This is a genomic window from Synechococcus sp. NOUM97013 (genome assembly GCF_014279815.1).
GTDB lineage: Bacteria > Cyanobacteriota > Cyanobacteriia > PCC-6307 > Cyanobiaceae > Synechococcus_C.
Genome location: NZ_CP047941.1, coordinates 712,612 through 732,151 on the forward strand (window position 1 = coordinate 712,612; position 19,540 = coordinate 732,151).

19 protein-coding genes are annotated in these 19,540 nt (G+C 60.0%); 13 read left to right on the top strand and 6 right to left on the bottom strand.

Translation table 11 applies throughout. The features are described 5' to 3' along the window. The first annotated feature begins 2 nt into the window (after positions 1–2). On the top strand, positions 3–137 hold the full coding sequence (locus SynNOUM97013_RS13715; protein WP_255443118.1) for a hypothetical protein: 135 nt from the start codon (positions 3–5) through the stop codon (positions 135–137). On the opposite strand, the gene SynNOUM97013_RS03695 is transcribed toward SynNOUM97013_RS13715, so the two are convergent. After that, positions 119–1,045 carry a bifunctional riboflavin kinase/FAD synthetase gene (locus SynNOUM97013_RS03695; RefSeq protein ID WP_186481404.1) on the bottom strand — a complete coding sequence of 309 codons (927 nt, stop codon included), beginning with the start codon at positions 1,043–1,045 and terminating at the stop codon, positions 119–121. The genes SynNOUM97013_RS13715 and SynNOUM97013_RS03695 overlap by 19 nt on opposite strands. A gap of 59 nt (positions 1,046–1,104) precedes the next feature. On the opposite strand from SynNOUM97013_RS03695, the gene SynNOUM97013_RS03700 reads away from it, so the two are divergent. Beyond that, entirely contained in the window at positions 1,105–1,665 is a 561-nt protein-coding gene (locus SynNOUM97013_RS03700) for a DUF3611 family protein (RefSeq protein ID WP_186480824.1), read from the top strand. Here the strand turns inward: SynNOUM97013_RS03700 and surE are convergent. Next, positions 1,650–2,459 (bottom strand): 5'/3'-nucleotidase SurE, encoded by an 810-nt coding sequence (gene surE / locus SynNOUM97013_RS03705; RefSeq protein ID WP_186480825.1) that lies wholly within the window; start codon positions 2,457–2,459, stop codon positions 1,650–1,652. The genes SynNOUM97013_RS03700 and surE overlap by 16 nt on opposite strands. A 74-nt stretch (positions 2,460–2,533) precedes the next feature. Between surE and pheS the strand changes: the two genes are divergently transcribed. After that, positions 2,534–3,541 carry a phenylalanine--tRNA ligase subunit alpha gene (gene pheS / locus SynNOUM97013_RS03710; RefSeq protein ID WP_186480826.1) on the top strand — a complete coding sequence of 336 codons (1,008 nt, stop codon included), beginning with the start codon at positions 2,534–2,536 and terminating at the stop codon, positions 3,539–3,541. A gap of 119 nt (positions 3,542–3,660) precedes the next feature. Then, a complete protein-coding gene (locus tag SynNOUM97013_RS03715; RefSeq protein WP_186480827.1) occupies positions 3,661–4,269 on the top strand; it encodes a ferric reductase-like transmembrane domain-containing protein in 609 nt (202 codons plus the stop codon). Here SynNOUM97013_RS03715 and SynNOUM97013_RS03720 read toward each other — a convergent pair whose 3' ends face one another. Continuing rightward, complete coding sequence (locus tag SynNOUM97013_RS03720; protein ID WP_186480828.1) at positions 4,270–6,288, bottom strand: hypothetical protein; 2,019 nt, start codon at positions 6,286–6,288, stop codon at positions 4,270–4,272. A gap of 272 nt (positions 6,289–6,560) precedes the next feature. Here SynNOUM97013_RS03720 and SynNOUM97013_RS03725 point away from each other — a divergent pair, with 272 nt between their 5' ends. Genes SynNOUM97013_RS03725 through SynNOUM97013_RS03735 form a run of 3 tightly spaced genes read left to right on the top strand, consistent with a single transcriptional unit; the run spans position 6,561 to position 8,640 of the window. Then, a complete protein-coding gene (locus SynNOUM97013_RS03725; RefSeq protein ID WP_186480829.1) occupies positions 6,561–7,469 on the top strand; it encodes an NAD(+) kinase in 909 nt (302 codons plus the stop codon). Then, positions 7,466–8,185: a response regulator transcription factor gene (locus SynNOUM97013_RS03730; RefSeq protein WP_186480830.1), complete on the top strand. Its 720-nt coding sequence runs from the start codon at positions 7,466–7,468 to the stop codon at positions 8,183–8,185. The genes SynNOUM97013_RS03725 and SynNOUM97013_RS03730 overlap by 4 nt, the downstream gene beginning before the upstream one ends. Then, positions 8,185–8,640, top strand: coding sequence for a DUF192 domain-containing protein (locus SynNOUM97013_RS03735; protein WP_186480831.1), 456 nt, complete (start codon positions 8,185–8,187; stop codon positions 8,638–8,640). The genes SynNOUM97013_RS03730 and SynNOUM97013_RS03735 overlap by 1 nt, the downstream gene beginning before the upstream one ends. 46 nt (positions 8,641–8,686) lie before the next feature. Here SynNOUM97013_RS03735 and SynNOUM97013_RS13720 read toward each other — a convergent pair whose 3' ends face one another. Both SynNOUM97013_RS13720 and cbiE read right to left on the bottom strand, forming a co-directional pair. Beyond that, on the bottom strand, positions 8,687–8,809 hold the full coding sequence (locus tag SynNOUM97013_RS13720) for a hypothetical protein (RefSeq protein ID WP_255442948.1): 123 nt from the start codon (positions 8,807–8,809) through the stop codon (positions 8,687–8,689). 3 nt (positions 8,810–8,812) lie between these two features. Next, a complete protein-coding gene (cbiE, locus tag SynNOUM97013_RS03740; RefSeq protein ID WP_186481405.1) occupies positions 8,813–10,093 on the bottom strand; it encodes a precorrin-6y C5,15-methyltransferase (decarboxylating) subunit CbiE in 1,281 nt (426 codons plus the stop codon). Between the two features lie 160 nt (positions 10,094–10,253). Between cbiE and SynNOUM97013_RS03745 the strand changes: the two genes are divergently transcribed. The 5 genes from SynNOUM97013_RS03745 to SynNOUM97013_RS03765 all read left to right on the top strand — a co-directional run bounded on the left by SynNOUM97013_RS03745 (position 10,254) and on the right by SynNOUM97013_RS03765 (position 17,353). After that, on the top strand, positions 10,254–11,366 hold the full coding sequence (locus SynNOUM97013_RS03745) for a DUF1254 domain-containing protein (protein ID WP_186480832.1): 1,113 nt from the start codon (positions 10,254–10,256) through the stop codon (positions 11,364–11,366). Positions 11,367–11,419: 53 nt separating this feature from the next. Further along, the gene (locus tag SynNOUM97013_RS03750; RefSeq protein WP_255442949.1) at positions 11,420–12,520 is read left to right on the top strand and encodes a DUF1254 domain-containing protein; all 1,101 of its coding nucleotides are present in this window, start codon (positions 11,420–11,422) and stop codon (positions 12,518–12,520) included. Between the two features lie 247 nt (positions 12,521–12,767). Beyond that, complete coding sequence (locus tag SynNOUM97013_RS03755; protein WP_186480833.1) at positions 12,768–14,330, top strand: DUF1254 domain-containing protein; 1,563 nt, start codon at positions 12,768–12,770, stop codon at positions 14,328–14,330. Positions 14,331–14,367: 37 nt separating this feature from the next. Next, complete coding sequence (locus SynNOUM97013_RS03760; protein ID WP_186480834.1) at positions 14,368–15,921, top strand: DUF1254 domain-containing protein; 1,554 nt, start codon at positions 14,368–14,370, stop codon at positions 15,919–15,921. An 82-nt stretch (positions 15,922–16,003) separates the two neighbouring features. Beyond that, positions 16,004–17,353: an NAD(P)/FAD-dependent oxidoreductase gene (locus SynNOUM97013_RS03765; RefSeq protein WP_186480835.1), complete on the top strand. Its 1,350-nt coding sequence runs from the start codon at positions 16,004–16,006 to the stop codon at positions 17,351–17,353. Here SynNOUM97013_RS03765 and SynNOUM97013_RS03770 read toward each other — a convergent pair. Further along, entirely contained in the window at positions 17,327–18,346 is a 1,020-nt protein-coding gene (locus SynNOUM97013_RS03770) for an outer membrane protein (RefSeq protein WP_186480836.1), read from the bottom strand. The two genes, SynNOUM97013_RS03765 and SynNOUM97013_RS03770, sit on opposite strands and share 27 nt — an antisense overlap. A gap of 165 nt (positions 18,347–18,511) precedes the next feature. Here SynNOUM97013_RS03770 and SynNOUM97013_RS03775 point away from each other — a divergent pair, with 165 nt between their 5' ends. Then, entirely contained in the window at positions 18,512–19,540 is a 1,029-nt protein-coding gene (locus SynNOUM97013_RS03775; RefSeq protein WP_255442950.1) for a neuromedin U, read from the top strand.

The following is a 19,540-nucleotide window of genomic DNA, read 5'->3' on the forward strand; positions in this document are numbered from 1 at the left end:
TCATGCCTGGGTCGGCGATGGAGAACGGTGGATCTGAAAGCACGATGCACGTGCTGGTGTGGGGAATCATCCTCCTGGGCAGCATCGGCGTCTTCATCGTCTGGGGGTTGTCCAACGCCTACCCCGCTGTCTCCTGAAGCCGCTCGCGTGCCTGCTGGGCATCGCGACTGATCTGAGCGCTGAGTTCTTCTAGGCCGGAGAAGCGGCACTGGCCCCGCAGTCGTTCTACGGGCTCCACCCTGAGAGTGCGCCCCACGAGTTCCCGGCGCGTATCGAGCAGATGCACTTCCACGGCGGAGGGTGAGTCGGGGTCAACGGTGGGTTGCGGTCCGAGGTTCATCACAGCTGGTATGGCCGCGTCTTCACCCTCCACCCAGGCCCAGGCCGCGTACACCCCCAGCCCAGGAAGGAACTTGCGTCCATCCACCTGAAGATTGGCGGTGGGCCAGCCGAGCTGATGGCCTAGGCCACGGCCCTGAACCACGGTTCCCTGGAACTGGTAGGCCCGCTGAAGCAGCTCGCGTGCGCTGATCAGGTCACCCTCGCCCAGGGCTTGGCGAATCCGGCTGCTGCTCATGCGGCCTCCTGGATCTTCCAGGATCGGCACCACGGTCACGCGCACGCCGACGGCTTCCGCCATTGCTTTCAAGGTTTCGGCACCGCCTTCACGGCCGCGGCCAAAGCGGAAGTTGGCCCCCACGGCGATGTGGCGTGCCTGCAGCGTCCCGATCAGCATCTCCTCCACGAAGCGGCTGGCACTCAGCTGCGCCAGCTCCCGGTTGAAGGGCACCAGCACCAGTTGCTGAATGCCCAGCGGGTCCAGCAGATGCAGTTTTTCCTCGGGCAGGTCCAGGCGCAGCCTCGGCTCGCCATGCAGCACCTCGCGCGGGTGGGGCCAGAAACTCACCACCGTGGGGATGCCGCCGGCGGGTTCGCGGCAGACGGCATCGATCACCCGCCGGTGTCCGGCATGCAGGCCGTCAAAGCTGCCCAGAGCCAGGGCGGTGGGCGTGCGGGCCTGCTGTGGCGAGCAGAGAGGGATCAACGGGCCGTGCACGGTGCGGTGGTTGATGGCAAGTTTGGACGACAGACCTCCACGCCCGCATGGCTGATCGGCTCGACTTCCAGTTGCTGGCCCTCGGCCTGCGCCGCACCGCCTGGATCCGCTTCTGGATCCAGACCGCCCTCGGTGTCGTGGTGGTCGGGGTGCTGATGTTCAACAACATCGGCGGCAGCCTCTCCCGTAATGCCGATCGGGCCGTGGGCCTGAGTCCTGGCCTGTCGCTCACCACCCTGTCGTTTTTCGTGCTGCTGTTCAGCCTCTGGCAGGGATGGCTGATCGTGCGCCTGGGTCGCGCGCTCGACAGCGGGGCGCGTCCCAGCCGCGGTGAAGCCAGTCGGTTGATCAAGCGCGGAATCTTTGCCGATCTGCTCGGCCTGGTGTTCGCGGCGGTGGGCTATCAGTCGCTCGCGGGTGCCCTGTTTGTTCAAGCGTCCCAGCAGACGCCTGGCATCGCTATTGGTGGCCAGGGGGTGGCTGAAAACCTGGCGATCACCTCGCTGGAGATGCTCTCAGTGCTGAGCAACACCCAGGTGCTGTTCGCGCACCTGATCGGTTTGCTGTTCTCGCTGTGGTTGCTGCAGCGGATCTACCGCACCCGCTGACCGTCCAGTTCCAGTTGCGGAAGGCTCCCCAAGGAGCCGCGCCAGAACAGTTCCGGTTGGATCGGGGTGAGTGACGGGGCGTTGGCTTCGATCTGCGCCACATCCGTGGGCCAGTCGCGGGGCCCATCGCCGCCGGACTCCAGGTCTTCCACCACCTCGCCGGCGAGCCAGTAGTAGGTGCGTCCCTGGGGGTCCTTGCGGGGGCTGAACTGCTCGTCGTAACGACGGATCGACAGTCGTGTCCAGCGCATCGGTCCCATGGTCTCCGCCTTGCAGGGCGGCAGGTTGAGGTTGAGCAGGAGGTTCTCCGGCCAGCCTTCCCGGAGTGCTGATTCGGCGGCATCGACGGCGATCTGCGCGGCCCCTTCGAAATCGCGCCATTTGAAGCAGGCGCTGCTCACGGCCATGGCGGGCCGACGCTCGAGCGTGCCCTCCATGGCGGCAGCCACGGTGCCGGAACAGAACACGTCGGTTCCGAGATTGGGGCCATGGTTGATGCCCGATAGCACCAGGTCCGGTGGGGCATCCAGCAGTTCGAACAGCGCCAGCTTCACGCAATCGGCTGGGGTGCCGCTGCAGGCCCAGGCGGTGATGTCGTTGCCGAACAACCGGTCAGCGCGCTCGGCTCGGATCGGTTGCTGCAGGGTGAGTCCGTGGCCGGTGGCGGAGCGCTCCTTGTCAGGACAGACCACGGTCACTTGGTGGCCGCGGCCGGCGGCAGCCAGTGCCAGGGCTTTGATGCCGTCGGCAAACACGCCGTCGTCATTGCTGATCAGGATCCTCAGCGGGGCCATCAGGGGTGCAAGAGCCGGTGGGGCGAACCTAGTCGTGACCACTGCTTACAGTCAGCTGCCGTCTTCCCAAAGCCGTGAGCGCCACCATCACCCTGCAGCAGCTCACCGATCAGCTTGACGCGCTGGAAGCTGAGGCCGCCGAAGCCATTGCGGCAGCTGCGGATGCTGAGGCGCTCGAGCAGTTGCGTGTCGGTTTGCTTGGCAAGAAGGGCCGGCTCTCCGGTGTGCTCGGTGCGATGGGCAAGCTGCCCGGCAACGAGCGTCCCCTGGTGGGACAGCGGGCGAATGTGCTCAAGACCCAGGTGCAGTCGCTGCTGGGTGACCGTCTGCAGGCGGTGAAGCAGGCCGCCATGGAGGCGCGCATCGCCGCTGAAACCCTGGATGTGACGGCGACCGCCCAGGGAACCCCCATGGGGCACCGCCACCCCCTGATCTCCACCACCGAGGAGATCGTTGATCTGTTCTGCGGCCTGGGATATCAGGTGGAGGAAGGCCCCGAGGTGGAAACCGACCACCACAACTTCACCGCTTTGAACATTCCCCCGGACCATCCGGCCCGGGACATGCAGGACACCTTCTATTTGAAGGACAACCTGCTGCTGCGCACCCACACCTCACCGGTGCAGATCCGCCATCTGGAGAACAACGCCCCACCGGTGCGGATCGTGGCTCCCGGGCGGGTGTATCGCCGCGATGCGGTGGATGCCACCCATTCGCCGGTCTTCCACCAGGTGGAGGTGCTGGCGATCGATGAGGGATTGGATTTCAGCCACCTGCGCGGCACGGTGATGGCCTTCCTCAAGGCGTTCTTCGGGGATCTGCCGGTGCGGTTCCGCGCCAGCTACTTCCCCTTCACCGAGCCTTCCGCCGAGGTGGATGTGCAGTGGCGTGGCCGCTGGCTGGAAGTGATGGGGTGCGGCATGGTCGACCCCGCTGTCCTGCAGGGTCTGGGTCTGGATCCGGAGCGCTACAGCGGTTTCGCGGCCGGCCTGGGTGTGGAGCGGTTCTGCATGGTGCGCCATGGCATTGATGACATCCGCCGCCTTTACACCAGTGATCTGCGCTTCCTCGAGCAGTTCTGATCTCCTACGGCGTTAATCGTTCAGTGTGGTGTCGTTCATGCATGCGACTCAGGTTCGCTGACCACGTCCATTGGCATCCCTGGGCGATTCACTTAGACAAGACATTTGGGTGAATGCCAATGGCGCGTCTTGGATGGCGACTGACGGCCTTGGCAACCCTCGTGATCGTGGCCGGCCTTGGTTTGCACTTTGGTGTTTCCGGTTGGACGGCGACGTCAGTGACGGCAGGAATTGATGCCACTGGCCGCAGCTCGCTGGCGCTGTTTTCGATGTCTTTTGTGGCGTCAAGTGTGCATCGCCTCTGGCCTTCGACAGTCAGCCGGTGGATGCTTCAAAACAGGCGTTGGCTTGGCTTGAGTTTCGCCTCGTCCCATGCGATTCATCTGATGTTGATCATCGCGATGTCGTTCGCGTTTCCTAATCCGTTTCTGAGTGAGCAGTCGGCTGGCAAGTGGCTGATGGGAGGTGTTGCTTATCTCTTCGTCGCCCTGATGGCCCTGACGTCGACGAATGCGGCCCAACGATGGATGGGCATGAAGCATTGGACGCGACTCCACGTGATTGGTTCCTATTGGATTTGGGCCACATTCGCCCTCACGTACGTGGGTCATGTGAAGCAAGGTCCAGCGGATTTCTACGCACCTTTGCTTGCGTTCACGTTGCTTCTCTTGTTGATCCGCTGGATTGGTCACCTCCGGCCCAACAGGCCCATGAGCCCTGTTGGCTGATCAGTCCAACCCGGTGGGCCTGCGCACGGGTCCCATCAAGGGATTCAGGACAGGTCCAGCCACTCCGTAGGTCACAACAAAACCTTGACCTCCCGGGAACGTCGAGGTTCGGCCGCTGTAGGTGGGGTTGATAACAACTTCGCCATCGAACCAGTTGTTGGCACTCCAGACATTTCCAGCGTCATCAATGATGACGTCCGTGGTGATTTGGATCACGCCACTCTGGTAATTGTGAATCACATCTCCTGTGGTTTTGCCCGCAGGACAATTGGCAGGATTGACGCCGCAGATGTGAATCAAGCTTTGACCATAGAGATTGCCAACCCAGACGTTGTCATTGCCGTCGACGGATACGCCCCAGGGGATATAAGCGGTGCCTTTGGCGATGTTCTGTTGGACCACTTTCATGTCGGGTGAAATCAAACCAACCATTCCGGTTTGTGTGAGGTTGGGGTTGTAAAGGAGGTATTCAGCGCCGGCCTCAAACTCCTCCATGATGGTTTTGGGTTGTGGCGGATTGGCAGGGATGTTGGGCGGTGTTATCCCGCCTGGAGGGAGTGCGCCTTGAGGAGAATTGGATTGCTGAGCAATCCAAACGTGCCCAGTTGAGTCAACGGCAACGCCGCGTGCCCCAAGGTTCACTTCAATCGTTTGGGCTTGCACAGGAGCATCGCCTGGAAACACGGTGAGTTTGTTGTTGTAACTGCTGCTCACCCACACCCTGTTCTGTGCGTCAACGGCGACCCCAAAGGGTGCTTGCATCCCTTCAATCGTGATGCGTTGCCCTTGGGTGTAATCGCCACCAGGGAAGCGAATCATGTGGTTTGCGGTGTTGTCGGCAATCCAGACATCGCCGTTGGCGGCTGTGGCGATGCCCTGAAGCTGACCCACTTCTCCGTCAATGGTGGCTGGCCCGAGGGCTTTGCCGTTGTTGAGGTCAAACACGCCGACCATGTTGTTGAAGGCACCCACCCAGGCGTACTTTTCGGAGACGCCGGTCCCCCAGCCCACACCATTGATGCCTTGGCCGTTGTAACCGGTGATCGCTGGTGAGAGGGGTGTGCCATCAGGTCCGAAGTGCGTCATGCCTCCGCCGATGTTGTTCACCACGCCGGATTGAGAACCCGGCATCCAGTTGGCACCACTCCAGAGGTTTCCTTTCCCGTCAAACATCAACTTCCCGAGTGCCAAAGCACCTCCGCCGTCAAAGGCCAGGGAGAGGGAAAAGCTTTTGGGCTCGAACAACAAATAGGGAGCGGTTGCTGTTGTGCGCAACTGTTTCGCTTGGTTGATGGGGTAGGAGCTTTGGAACAGCTGATAAAGCGCACCTGCGTTCTTCCAGGGTTGTCGGGCGATCGATGTCATCGCCGACAATGTGTTGTCTGCATTGGTCAGTGCCAGCAGCTGAAAGCAAGCTGGCGATTGCGTCGGTTGCCCGCACAAAGCAATCAGGTCCGAAAGCACATTCATCCGAGCTGCAGTTTCGGAATTCAGCAGGTTGGTGCTCTTGAGCAACGTCGCTCCAAAGCGACCTGTGCTTTGGTCCACAAGGTTGTTGACCTGGTTCGATCCGATCGTTAAGGCGCTTTGGCTTCCTTCTAACGCTGTGCCTTCAAGCAGCTGAGCATTGGGCCAAACTGAACCAACGGTGGTGAGCTCGTTAATAGCGACCCGCTGATACTCATCCCCGCCAAGCACCGTGAGCAGGGTGAGTTGGTCGGCGCTTGATCCGCCAATGTCACCTCCCTGGGCCACGAGGTAATGGACGACCCCTTGTTTGGCTCGAAACTTGATGCTGAACGCTCCGTTGTTGTTCGAGCGATGGGTGCTCAGTTGCTTAGGTGTGTGCCCGGCTTGGGTTTGCCAGAGGGTGATCGATGAGCCGCTCACCGGCTGACCTTTTAAAGAGATCTGCCCTTTCAAGGTCGATTGCACGCGGGCTTCGACCGATCCTGTTGCGGTCCCCAGAGTCAGAGCACTCAGGGCAAGGGCCTGTCCCAGTGTTTTGAGGGCTTGCATGGAGGTCTTTGCTTTGAGGGCGTTGCTTCTTTGTTTGATAGGCAGAAGTGAAGCGTTGGTCGGCACCTCGATTCAGATCACGGACGGATGGGCGCACGAACGCTGACGCGCGCTGCCTGCGGGCGCACCATGCGGGTGGTGCCAATGTGTTTGGCCTTTGGATGTTGGTGTCGCTGTTGCGATCCAGTCGGCGCTGAATCACAAATCTGCATTCTGTGGGCAAGGACCGGAGTGTTCTCATAAACTGATCGGGCTGTTGCCGGCTGCGATCGGTGCCCCGGGTAGGACTGATCGTCAACGACGGCAAGCCATTGGCTGTCGAGACAGCAGCTGCGATTCAGTCACGGCTTGAGCTTGGCGGCCATGAGGTGGTGCGCGCCAGCAGTTCGGGCGGGATGGTCGGCTTCGCCAATCCCGATCAGCACTTGCGCATGCTCGGCTATGCCGCCTGTGTCCCCGAGGGGTTTGACCACTCGATGGTGCTGGCGATTGTGCTTGGGGGCGATGGCACGGTGCTCTCGGCAGCGCGTCAGACCGCGCCGGTCGGGGTGCCGATCCTCACCATCAACACCGGTCATCTTGGCTTCCTTGCCGAGGCCTACCTCGACGACCTGGACCGGGCGTTGGAGCAGGTGCTGACTCAACAGTGGACGATTGAAGAGCGCGCCAATCTGGTGGTGAGCGTGATGCGGGGGGATCAGCGTCGCTGGGAGGCGTTGTCGCTGAATGAGATGGCCCTGCACCGGGAACCGCTCACCAGCATGTGCCATTTCGAGATCGCGATCGGACGCCATGCGCCGGTGGATATCTCCGCCGATGGGGTGATTCTGTCGACGCCCACCGGCTCGACCGCCTATGCCCTCAGCGCCGGGGGGCCGGTGATCACGCCGGATTGCCCGGTGCTGCAACTCACGCCGATCGCGCCTCACTCGTTGGCGTCACGGGCCTTGGTGTTCAGTGATGCCGAGCCGGTCACTGTGTTTCCGGCCACGCCCGAGCGTCTGATGATGGTGGTGGATGGCAGCGCCGGTTGTTACGTGTGGCCGGAAGACCGGGTGCTGATCCGCCGCAGTGAGCATCCGGTGCGCTTCGTGCGGCTCACCGATCACGAGTTCTTCCAGGTGTTGCGCAACAAATTGGGTTGGGGGCTTCCCCACGTGGCCAAGCCGGACCGCCCATGACCCGCATCGTTGCCGACGCTCTTGCTGACACCGGTGGAGATCGGGTGCTGTTGGTCGGTGGCCAGGCAGTAGCTCTGGCGGACCGCTTGCAGGCCTCCGGCTACCAGCCGCTGGACTGGGGCAGCGGTGCTGCCAGTGGGGTGTCTGCGGATGGCCGATCCCATCCGGTGGCAGCGATTCTTGCCGATGATCAAGCAGACAGGGTCAGCGATCTGCGCAGCCGCTTCGGGGCGTTGCCGATCCTGATCGGCGTGAAGGACGACAGCGTCGCAGCGCGGGAGCACGTGTTTGCCTGCGGGGCCGATGACTTCTGGTTTCCCTCGGCTGGACCCAGCGACCTGCTCCAGCGCCTGCGCCTGCATCTGGCGATTCAGGCCCAGAGTCAGCAGCGGAGACCTGTGATGCAGATCGCTGATCTGAGTCTGGATCTGGCGTCCCGTCAGGTGCGTCGGGGTAGCCGTCCGATCGCCTTGACGGCACGTGAATACGCCCTGCTGCTGTTGTTGCTGGAGCAGCGCGGCACGGTGGTCAGTCGCGATCGGATTCTGCGCGAGGTCTGGAACGACGAGCAGGGATCCTCCAGCAATGTGATTGAGGTGTACGTGCGCTATCTGCGCCAGAAACTGGAGGAGTCCGGGGAATCCCGTCTGATTCACACCATCCGTGGCCGCGGCTACTGCCTCAGTGATGGGGTGCCCAAGCTGGATCCGCGCTGATGGAGCTGCCGCCTCAGAACCTGCCAATCGAAGCGCGATGGTGTCTGGACCAGAGGCCCTCACTGTGCGTTTCCCTGGAAGTGGCTGACACGGCCAGGGAACAGCAGCTGGGCTTGATGCAACGGCCGGCGCTGCCACCGCTGCGTGGCATGTGGTTTCCGGTGACGCCGTCTCAGCCGCTGCGCTTTTGGATGCACAACACCCTTGCTCCGCTGGACATGGTGTTTGTGCGCGATGGCAAGGTGCTGGACGTCGCGGCGCAGGTGCCGGTCTGCCCCGGGCTGCCATGCCCGTCGCACTGGGCGGATGCCGATCAGAACGGCCGTGCTGACTTCGTCGATGGTGTGATCGAGATCGGCGCCGGCGAGGCAGAACGATTGGGCATTCGCCCGGGTGATCCTGTGCTGATCGCACCGATTCGGATTGCACCCTCTGACACGTCTTTGACGCGCTGATGCTCCTTAGGTGTAACGAAGACGTGCTTTTGGGCGTGTCGAGGTGTTAGCCGAAGAAGCCCTTGGATTGCAGAAACAGGCCGACGGCGATCAGGGGGCCAAACCCCGCGATCAGCAAGGTGATCTTCATGCGCATCGGCGAGACCTGCTTGTCTTTCTGAAGCGGCATGGATCAGGGGTGCGTGATCGTCGATTCTGAAGCGCCGGGCCGGAGCTTGCGGCCCTGCAGCACCAGAACCGGGTTCATCGGCGACAACCGCGTCCCCTCCGCCAGGGGCATCCCGCGCCAGCTCTGATGTTGGTGCATGCGCACGCTCCAGCCGGCTTCGCTCAGCAGTGGCCGCAGTTCCGCCACGGCTTCCAGGGTGGCCATGGGAATCACCACCACCCCGCCAGGCTTCATACGCGCGATCACCGCCTGCAGCAGCGCTTGGCGTTGACGGCCGCCGCCACCCAGCAGCACCCGGTCGGGATCGGGCAGTTGCTCCAGAACGGAGAGCGCATCACCCTCGAGCACCGCTGCTGGCTGCACCCCCAGGCGCCGGGCGTTGGCCTGGATCAGCCGGCCGCCGCCGCTGCGTCGCTCCACCGCCATCAGCTGCAGCTGCGGTTGCAGCCGCAAGGCTTCCAGCCCGACGCTGCCGGTGCCAGCCCCCAGGTCCCAAAGCACCCCAGCAGCAGGCAACTCGAGCTCGGCCAGCAGCTGGATGCGCACCTCCCGCTTGGTCATCAGGCCGGGACGGTCGTCGTGCTGGAGATACACACCGTCTTCGATGCCAAATAAGGGCAGCTGGTCAGGGATCGGCTCCGCCGCTGGCTCCGCCAGCAGCACCACCAGGTGCAGGGGGTTGAGGTCGCTGGGGATTGCATCGGAGGGAGCCAGTTTCTGCACCCGTTCGTCCCCATGGCCGAGGGCTTCGCACAGCCACAGGCCGTAGCTGGCTTGGAGGCTGCTGCTTTGCAGGATGCTGCGCACGTCGGCCAAACCACCGCGGCTCGGATCGGTGAGCACCGCCAGGGCGCTGGGGCGTTGCTGCAGGCGGCGCGCCAAAGGAGCTGGGTCGCGTCCATGCAGGCTGATCCACTCGGCGTTCTGCCAGGGCCGGCCCAGGCGTGCGAAGGCCAGTTGCAGCGAACTCGGCCCTGGATGGAAGCGCAGGCTGTCGCGGCCCAGGCGTTCGATCAGGATCCTGCCGATGCCGAACCAGAGCGGATCACCACTGGCCAGCACCACCGCCTGCTGATCCGGCTCCAGCGTCAGCAGTGCGTCGCAGAGGGCAATCGGATCGTCGCTGGCGATCCAGTGCAGGTTGGAAGGGCATCCCGGCCACTGTTGCAATGCCGGCAGCATGCGTTTCGGTGCAGCCACCAGGTGGGCCTGTTGCACCAGCCGCTGACCCGCAGGCGGGAGTGTGTCAGGAGCGCCAGCGTCAGTGCCGATCACATCGATCATGCAGCCATTGTGCTGGGCTGACGCTCCAGATTTTCGCTCCATGCCAGGCCTTCGCTGCATGGGCTGATCCCGATGGTGCGAAGTGCCGGTGATCAATCCCCAGCTTGTCTGACGTCGTAGGTCGTTTTGGCTAGGACGTCGACAAATGCTTGTTTCCGACATGACTGCGCCTCGTCATTCGTTGCGCCACGTCTCTGCGCTGTTGGCGTCTGCCTTGGGTGCCGGCGGATTGCTGATCTCCGCATCGCCGATGGCGATGGCCCAAGCCTCCGGAGCCGCATGCCCGAAGGCTGCTGTGGTGGAAACAGCGACATCCGTGACGCCGGTCACCAAGGCGAATTACGCCAGTGCTGAAACCGAAGTGATCCTTGCGGATTACGTGCGCAAGATCGCCAAGGGCACGTGCAGTGATGGCGTCGGTGTTTTCTTCCACCAGCGTGCAGCGATGGATCCCAATGAACGCACGATCCTGCGCCCCAATTTCGACACCCTCTATTCCTTTGCGGTGCTCGACCTTGAGAGTCCCGCCACCGTGGTTCTGCCTGAGACGGATCGCTACCAGATCCTCGAAGTGATCGATGAAGACCACTGGATCCCGCTGATCAGCGACAAACCAGGCAGCTACACCCTCACCCAGGAGTCGGTGGGCAGCCGCTATGCCTTTGCCTTCGTGCGCACCCAGGTGAATGTGCAGGATCCTGCTGATGTGAAAGCGGCAGGGGCTGTTCAGGATCAGATCGTTCTGCAGCAAGCCGAAAAGGGCAGCTTCGTGTCGCCCAAGCGCTATGAGATGCAGGAAATTCTCGATTTGCGTGCTGACTACAACGCACGCCGGGAGCCTGAAGGTGTGACGTCTGAAATGGCGTTTGGCAAGAAAGGAGAACTCAGCGAGGAAATGCGCAATTTCGGCGTCGCCGTGGGCTGGGGTGGTCTGCCCAAGCAGGGGGCTGTGTATCCCTTCCCCAAGGTGGTGAACTCCACTGAGCCTCAGGTGTTGGTGCTCAAAGATGTGCCCATTGACCCTCGGGCGTTCTGGTCGGTCACCGTCTACGACGAGAAAGGTTTTGCTGTTGGCGAGAGCTACAACATCAACAGTGCTTTCGCCAAAGCCAATGACAAGGGTGAATACGTGATTCACCTTGGCGGTGATCCAAGCCAAGACAATTTCATGGATATCTACCCCGGTTGGAATGCGGCGGTGCGGATCTATTCGCCCACCGAGGCCTATTTCAACGGCACCTGGACGCCTCCTGAATTTGAGCCGGCCCAGTGATCGCTTGATCCTGCCTTGTTGATGCTTTGTTCTGCTCGTTTGCTTGTTGGTTGATGAATCGCTGGTCTGTTCGGTTTGCGGCGTCCGTCCTCTGCGGGATGGGCATCACCGCCACATCGTTGCTGTCACCTCAACAGGGATCGAGGGTGTGGGCTCAGGACTCCAACTGTCCTGAGCCGGCCATCGTTCTCAAGAGTGATGCGGTGGTGCCTGTCACCAAGGCGAATTTTGCCGATGCTGAAACGCAGACGGCGCTGGTGAAATACGTTGCCAAAGTTGCTGCCGAAACATGCAGCACGGGCATGGGTGTTATCTGGAACGATGGCAAAACTGCCGACCCCAAAGACCGCACGGTGATTCGAATCAACTTCGACACCTTGTATTCCTGGTTGATTCTTGACTTGAGCACGCCGGCCACGTTCACGCTCCCAGAAACCGATGGTCGCTATCAGAGCGCCATGGTGCTGAATGGGCAGGGCTATGTGTATGTTGAGAAGGAGCCTGGCGATTACACCCTCACGCAGGATGAGGTGGGCAGTCGGATTGCCCTGGTGGCGTTCCGCACGGGCGTGAACATTCAGGATCCCGATGACGTGGCTCAGGCCCAGGCACTGCAGGCCAAATTGTCGGTGAAGCAGGCCAAGACCGGCGAGTTTGTTCAACCCAATCAATGGGATCTTCAGCAGATGCTGGCTCTGCGTGCTGCTTACAACCAGGAGCGCAACGATAAGGGTGTGAAATCGGAATCGCTCTTTGGCCGCCCCGGTGAGATCACCCCAGAGCAGAACAACATGGGTGTTGCCGTCGGAATCGGCGGCTTGCCCAAAGAGGGTGCTGTGTATTTGTTCTACACACCCACATCCACCGATCCCCAGACGCTCACACTGCGGGATGTTCCCAATGGGGACAATGCCTTTTGGTCGTTAACGGTGTATGACAAGGATGGTTTTCCAAGTGGGGACAACTTCAATCTCAACAGCGCCTTTGCCAAGACCAACCCGGATGGTGATGTGGTGATCAACCTGGGTGGAAACAGCGACCAAGAGAACTATCTGGAGATTTATCCGGGCTGGAATGCCACGCTGCGGATCTACAACCCGACACCCGCTTATTTTGACGGCTCTTGGGTACGCCCCGAGCTTCAGATCAAGTAAAACTTGGACTGAAAGTTGGAAAGCCGGGGAGACCGCCCGGGCTTGTTAATGGACTTGATTGAAGGATGTCTCCTCGCTGAATGGTGCTGAGGACTTGTCACGCAAGTTGCTACGACGAGGCATTCATATCTTTATTCAATGCCTCCTGACTGCTTGCTCCCGATTGGGCAGTTTTTGATTGCCTTTGTTTTTCTTTTCTTGCTTGCTGGCTAGACAAAGAATGAAAATCATTGTCAGCGATTTGGGTATGTCAGGTGTCTCCCGCCACTGGCGCAGGCGTTCCTCAGCCTTGCTCCTTTCTGCATTGGCATTGGCCACCGTTGGTGCAACCAGCCATGGCGTGAAGGCGCAGGTGCCTGAGGGCTACACCACGCCGATCCCGGAAGAGTTGTTAACGCCCGACCAGGTGAACACCAGTGTGGGCACCTTCCGCTTCTTTGATGGCATGCCCGATGCCGCCACGGTTGATACCAGCTTTGACAATCTCAAGTTCATCCGTGCGTATGAGACCTTCCTCACGATGATGCCTGCGGCCAGCATTGAGATGCTGCGTGCAGGTCATGCTGGGATGGGGGTGGATGCCTACAACAAAGTGATGTTGCTGGCACCGCTGAATTCCAATCCGCTGTTTCTCACTGGTAATACCGACACGGTCTATGGCTCGACCTTCTTCAATCTGAAGGAGACCGGTCCGATGGTGATCGAAATCCCAGCCGGCCTCGGTCCTGGAACCATCAACGATGCCTTTTTCCGGTTTGTGGCAGATACCGGTGCTCCGGGGCCAGACCGCGGCAAGGGTGGAAAATACCTGATACTGGGCCCGGATGATGCAGAGCCGGCGAACACCGACGGCTACTTTGTGTTCCGCTCTCCCAGTTACTCCAATTGGTTGATTCTGAGAGCCTTCCTTGATGATGAGGGTCAGCCTGATCAGGCTGTCGCGAACTACAAAGAAGGGCTCAGGCTCTATCCTCTTTCGCTGCAAGATAATCCTCCTCCAATGACCTTTATTCAGGGAGGGGAGGGTATCTTCAATACGGTGCATGCAAACAATTTCCACTTCTTTGAAGAGCTGAACACGGTGATTCAGCGCGAGCCGATCAACCTGCTTGACCCCGAGCTCAGAGGCCTGGCCTCAGCGATTGGCCTGGAAAAAGGAAAGCCTTTTGCACCCAGTGCGCAGGATCGCGCTCTGCTTGAAGAAGCGGTGCAGGTGGGTGTTGCTTATGTGCGTTCTGACATGGGCAAGCCGCGCAATTCCGACGTCTATTTCTATGAGGGCAAGCAGTGGTTCACGCCGTTTGGGGGTGGCAGCCACGAATGGTTGATTGATGGCGGCAAAGGGGGTCGCAATCTCGACGCCCGCAACAATTTCTTCTGGGGTTACACCGTCAACACGCCAGCCATGGTGTTGAAGATGGTGGGCGTTGGCTCCCAGTACGGGGTTGTGGCGACGGATGCCAATGGTGCCTATCTCGATGGCAGCAAGACCTACAAATTCACGGTTGATGCTGACGTCCCGGCCAAGGACTTCTGGTCGATGGTGGTTTATGACCCCCAGACCCGTTCGGAGCTGCAGACGGATCAGTTGCTTCCCAGTAAGAACAGCAAGCGCAATCAAGACATGGTCGTGAATGCAGACGGCACCATAGATCTGTATTTCGGGCCTTCTGCTCCGGAGGGCAAGGAAGCCAACTGGATCCAGACGGTTCCTGACAAGGGCTGGTTCGCTGTGTTCCGTCTCTATGGGCCGCTACAGCCCTGGTTCGATAAAACCTGGCAGCTCAACGATATTCAGCCTCTCGGTTGAGATTTAAATCGATCTATTTCACTTTTCCACCTCAACCATGACTGTTTTCAAGCATCTCCCATCCACTGTTCTTTCTGCCTTGTTTCTGGCATGCAGCGGCTCTGCACTTCACGCGGCTGATGTGATGCCCAAGGGCTACAACACGCCCATTCCTGTGGATGTGTTGACCCCGGATTCGGTGACCACTCGAATCGGCACCTTCAATTATTTCGATGGTTTCCCCGATGACGAAACCATGCGCAAGGCCCGCCGTCAGGTGGACCTGGGCCGCGGTGTTCAGACCTTCCTGAATTTCATGCCGGCAGCCTCCATTGAGATGCTGTATGTGGGGCATCGCGATGGCTATGGCCTTCAGACCAACCGAGATATCGGTGTGTTTGAAGACCTGATGAGTTCGGAGTCTCTCTGGCTCACAGGCAACACCGACACGGTGTACGCCTCCGCTTTCATTGACCTGAGCGATGGCCCGATGGTGGTTGAGGTGCCAGCAGGCACGGGCCCGGGAACGGTGAATGATGCCTTTTTCCGCTTCGTGATCGACATGGGTGGCCCTGGTCCGGACAAGGGCCGAGGCGGCAAGTATCTGATTCTTGGGCCCGGTCAGGAGGCTCCTGCCGATGCGGGTGATTATTACGTTGCCAGCACACCAAGCTTGATCAACTGGGTGATTCTGCGTGGTTTCCTGGATGCGCAAGGCAGCACGGAGACAGCCAAAAATGCCTTCAAGAACGATCTCAAGATCTATCCCTATGCCCAGCGGGCCAATCCCGCACCGAATAAGTACATGAACCTCACCGGTTTGAATGTGAACACCATTCATGCCAACGACTTCAAGTTTTACGAGGAGCTGGATGATGTGATCCAGCGTGAACCGTCGGAGGTGTTCTCCCCAGAACTGCTGGGAATGGCCTCAGCCATTGGCATTCAAAAAGGCAAGGCCTTCAATCCATCGCCTGAACGCAAGGCATTGCTCACCGATGCGGTTGCCATCGGTAATGCCACCGCCCGTTCGATCCTGTTTGCCCCCCAGGACCCCAAGGCCTACATCTATCCCGGTAAAGCGGGGTACTGGCAGACCGGATTCCCCGGAGGCAGTCACGAATATCTCGTGAATGGCGGCAATGGTGGGCGCGACATGGATGGACGCACCCTGTTCTTCTACCTGGCCACGGTGAACACCCCGGCGATGGCTCTGGAACTGCCGGGCGTTGGTTCGCAATACGCCTTCAGTTCCAGAGACAGCAGCGGTGCCTATCTCGATGGAGGCAACTCCTACAAACTCACCATCCCCGCCAATCCCCCAGCGGAACGCTTCTGGTCGTTTGTGGTCTACGACCCGCAAACCCGCTCGATGCTGCAGAGCGACGCAATGCCATACCCCAGCAAGAACAACAAGCGCAACACCGACATGGTGGAGAACGCCGATGGCAGCATCACGCTCTACTTCGGTCCGGAAGCGCCGGAAGGCTTGGAGGCCAATTGGGTGAAAACGGTTCCAGGTAAGGGTTGGTTCGGTATCTTCCGCCTCTACGGCCCAGGTCAGGAGTGGTTTGACCGCACCTGGAAGCTCGGAGCGATTGAAAAAATCTGAGCGTTGCAGGCATGGCTCTTCACGCTTGCCATGCCGATGCTCATGACCTGACTGCTTGCCCTCTTATTCAATTGAATGTCTCATGGCTCAATCTGTTGATGTGGTTGTGATTGGCGGTGGTTTCGCCGGCATCACAGCAGCCCGTGATCTGCAAAAACGGGGTTTCAAAGTGCTCGTTCTGGAAGCGCGTGACCGGCTGGGTGGGCGCACCTGGAGTGAGGATCGCAATGGCTTTCATGTGGAGCTGGGCGGCACCTGGGTGCATTGGACCCAGCCCTTTGTGTGGGCCGAAAAGGAGCGTTACGGCCTCGAGGTGCAAGAGACGCCAGGGTGTGTTGCTGAACGGGTGTCGATCAAAATTGATGGCCAGGTTCAGGAGCTGCAGGAGTCGCAGCTGGGTGAATTCGTCGAGGGCTTTGAACGCTTCTTCGCCGAGGCGAAGGGCGTGTGGGAGCGTCCCTATGACGCGCACCACTGCTGGGATGCGCTGTGTGAACGCGATGGTCTGACCGTCGCTGATCGATTCAATGCTCTTGAGCTCACGCCCTTGCAGCGCACCAGCATCGGCGGATTTCTGGAGATCCTCTGCATGAATCAACCGCAGAATGCCTCCTATGTGGAGATGATGCGCTGCTGGTCGCTCACCGGTTGGAATTACGAGCTGTTCAACGACACTGCCGCTCGTTACAAGTTCACCAAGGGCACCGGTGCCTTGGTGGAGGCGATGGCCCGTGACGGTGGTTTCGATGTGAGTTTGAACTCACCTGTGCGGTCCGTTCAGCAATCCGATCAGGGCGTTTGTGTCACTACGGAATCGGGTGAACTGGTGATCGCCAAGCGGGCGGTGGTGACCGTGCCGCTGAATGTGCTGCACAACGTGGCGTTTGAACCACCTCTCTCCGAGGTGAAGTTGGAAGCGTCCCGCCTCAAGCACGTCGGCGGTGGCTACAAGGTGTTCTTTGAAGTGGAGGGTGACCCCGGTGCGGTGATGACCTTGTCCCGTTCCACCGATTCACCGCTGATCGGCAGCTTCACCTACAAACGTGGTGAACAGCACTCCGTGCTGGCTGGTTTCAGTCTGGAACCGGGAGCTCTGGATAAGTCGGTGGAGGAATGGCAGGTGGTGCTGGAGGAATTCATCCCCGGCGTGAGGTTGCTGTCCACCTTCGGGCACGACTGGGGTGCAGACGATCTTTCCCAGGGCAGCTGGGCCACCTATCGGCCTGGAACCGTGGCCCGCTTCAACGATGAGCTGCCGCGCCAGGAAGGCCACGTTTTCTTTGCTTCTGGCGACCATGCCCAGGGCTGGCGCGGATTCATTGAAGGAGCCATTGCCAGTGGCTCCCGAACGGCTGTAACGGTGGCCGACAGCCTGAGCGCTCAGGCTGCCGGTGCCTCGGCGGAATCAGTCAAACAGCCAGCGCAGGCCTAGGTTCACGCCGCTTTGATCCACGCTGTAGGAGTTGCCACCTCCTCCGGCGTAATCAAGGCCGAAATACTTGTAGGAGAGGGAGATCTGAGCTGAGTTCCCCAGGGCATAGGCAATGCCTGCCTGAGCGGTTCCACTCAGATCCTGCTCTCCACTCAGACCGAAACCGCCTGCATCGAGGTAGGCAAAGGCTTGCCAGTCTTCACTGATGGCGTAGGTGCCAAACACACCAATCAACGGTTGAACCCAGGTGTTGCCGTAGCTTTCACCGGATGATTTCTCCAGCTCACGGGTGTATTCCTTGCTGACGCGTCGTCCTTCCACGCTGAGTGAGGCTTCGCTGTCCAGCGTCCAGCTGGTGTTGATGTTGGCATCGATGATGCGAGCTCCCACCAGGCCGATGAAGCTGCTGCTGCCCTTCTCCATGCGTGGTTTCTGAATGGCGCCCCCCCGGTAGCGGAAGGCCAGATCCACGATGGTTTGGTTGGCGTCAACGTCGAGATCCAGATCACCTTTCACCTTCAGGGTGCGCTCGCGCAGATAGCCAGGAACGCCGAGCTGATTGCGCAAAGGGTTGTTGGTTTCCTTGTAGAAGGACGCCGATTGACTGTCGGACAGGCTGCCGTGATAGACACCAGCCATGAAGCCCAAGCGGCCATACTCCACCTGCGCTTTGAAGGTGAGCGCCTCATTGATGGTGTCGAGCACATCGGAGATCGGAAGCGCTGCCTTGGATTTGTTGCCGTTGATCTCAGTGGTTGAGTAGGTGGTGGGCACCAAGAAGGCATAGAGATCGAGGTACACCCGCCAGGAATCTTCTTCGTCTTCGTCCGGTGTCACTTCAAGTTCAACCTCTTCGGCCTGGCTGAGTACCAGCGGAGTGGTGAAGTCTGCAGCACTCGTCTCTTCAGCCGAGACGTTCTCGAGGGGCTTGGCTGCAACCTCCACAGTCAAGGTGCTCAGAGTTGCCAGAAGAGCCAGAGACAGCGCGCGCATCGCAGTCAAGAATGATTTTCGCGAACCGTAGGGGCGGCGCGGACTCTCTGCTTTTAAAGCTGGTCCCAATCGTGCGGAATTATTGCGGCAAGGATTGGTCCTTGGCGAAGCAAGCTGTAAACAACGCCCATTAATGAAGCCAGATTGATGCTGTTCCGCCTGCTCATGACTCGCAACGTCTCTTGGCTTCTCGGTCTTGCTGCCCTGTTGGTTCCCACCTCTGTTGCGGCCCAGGACCAAGCCCAAACGCTGGTCTCCAATCCTGCTGATTTTGATTTCACTCCCCTGGAGCTGACCGAGCTGAAGTTGGCCCAGGCGCCGGATGCTGAGCAACCGCCAGGCACCGGTAATCAACCGGTCACCGTTTCCCCAGATGAATCGCTTGGGCAGGAGGAGGATTCACTGGCGCAGGCGGCCCAGAACCCGATTGCCAGCCTGATCAGTGTGCCGATTCAGTGGAATTCGACGCCCAACACCCAGTGGGCACCGAACGTCACGCTTCCATCGCCGAATCCAAACGATCCACCCATTTCCACCAACTTCAAGGCGAATCAAACCCAGAACGTGGTGAACGTTCAGCCGGTGGTTCCCTTCAAGGTGAACGATGGCCTCACGTTGGTGACGCGCACGATCGTTCCCTTCATCTCCCAACCCTGGGCGCGTGGAACCTCGATTCAAGCGATCGGAGACATCAATCCGTCGGTGTTCTTCGTGCCCACGATGAAGGGCAATTTCACCGTGGGTGTTGGTCCCACGTTGGTGATGCCAACCGCAACGGACAGCCGCCTGAGTTCCCAGCGTTGGAGTGCCGGCCCTTCCGGTGTTCTGGTTTACACCAAGGGCCCGATTGTGGCGGGTGGTCTGATCAATAACATCTGGTCGTTTGCCGGTGAAGGCAAGAGTGATGTCAACAAGATGTTGATTCAGCCTTTCCTCAACTACAACCTGCCCAAGGGTTGGTATCTCACCAGCTCCCCGATCATCACGGCGGACTGGAACTCGGAAGACAACAAGGGCTGGACGGTTCCCGTTGGCCTCGGTGTGGGACGTGTGTTCGTGTTAGGCACGCAGCCCATCAATGCCTCTCTCAGTGCCTACTACAACGCTGTGAAGCCTGAGGTGCTCGGTCAGACGCTCATCGGCGATTGGACCTTCCGGGCACAGGTTCAATTCCTGTTCCCCACAGGCGGTTGA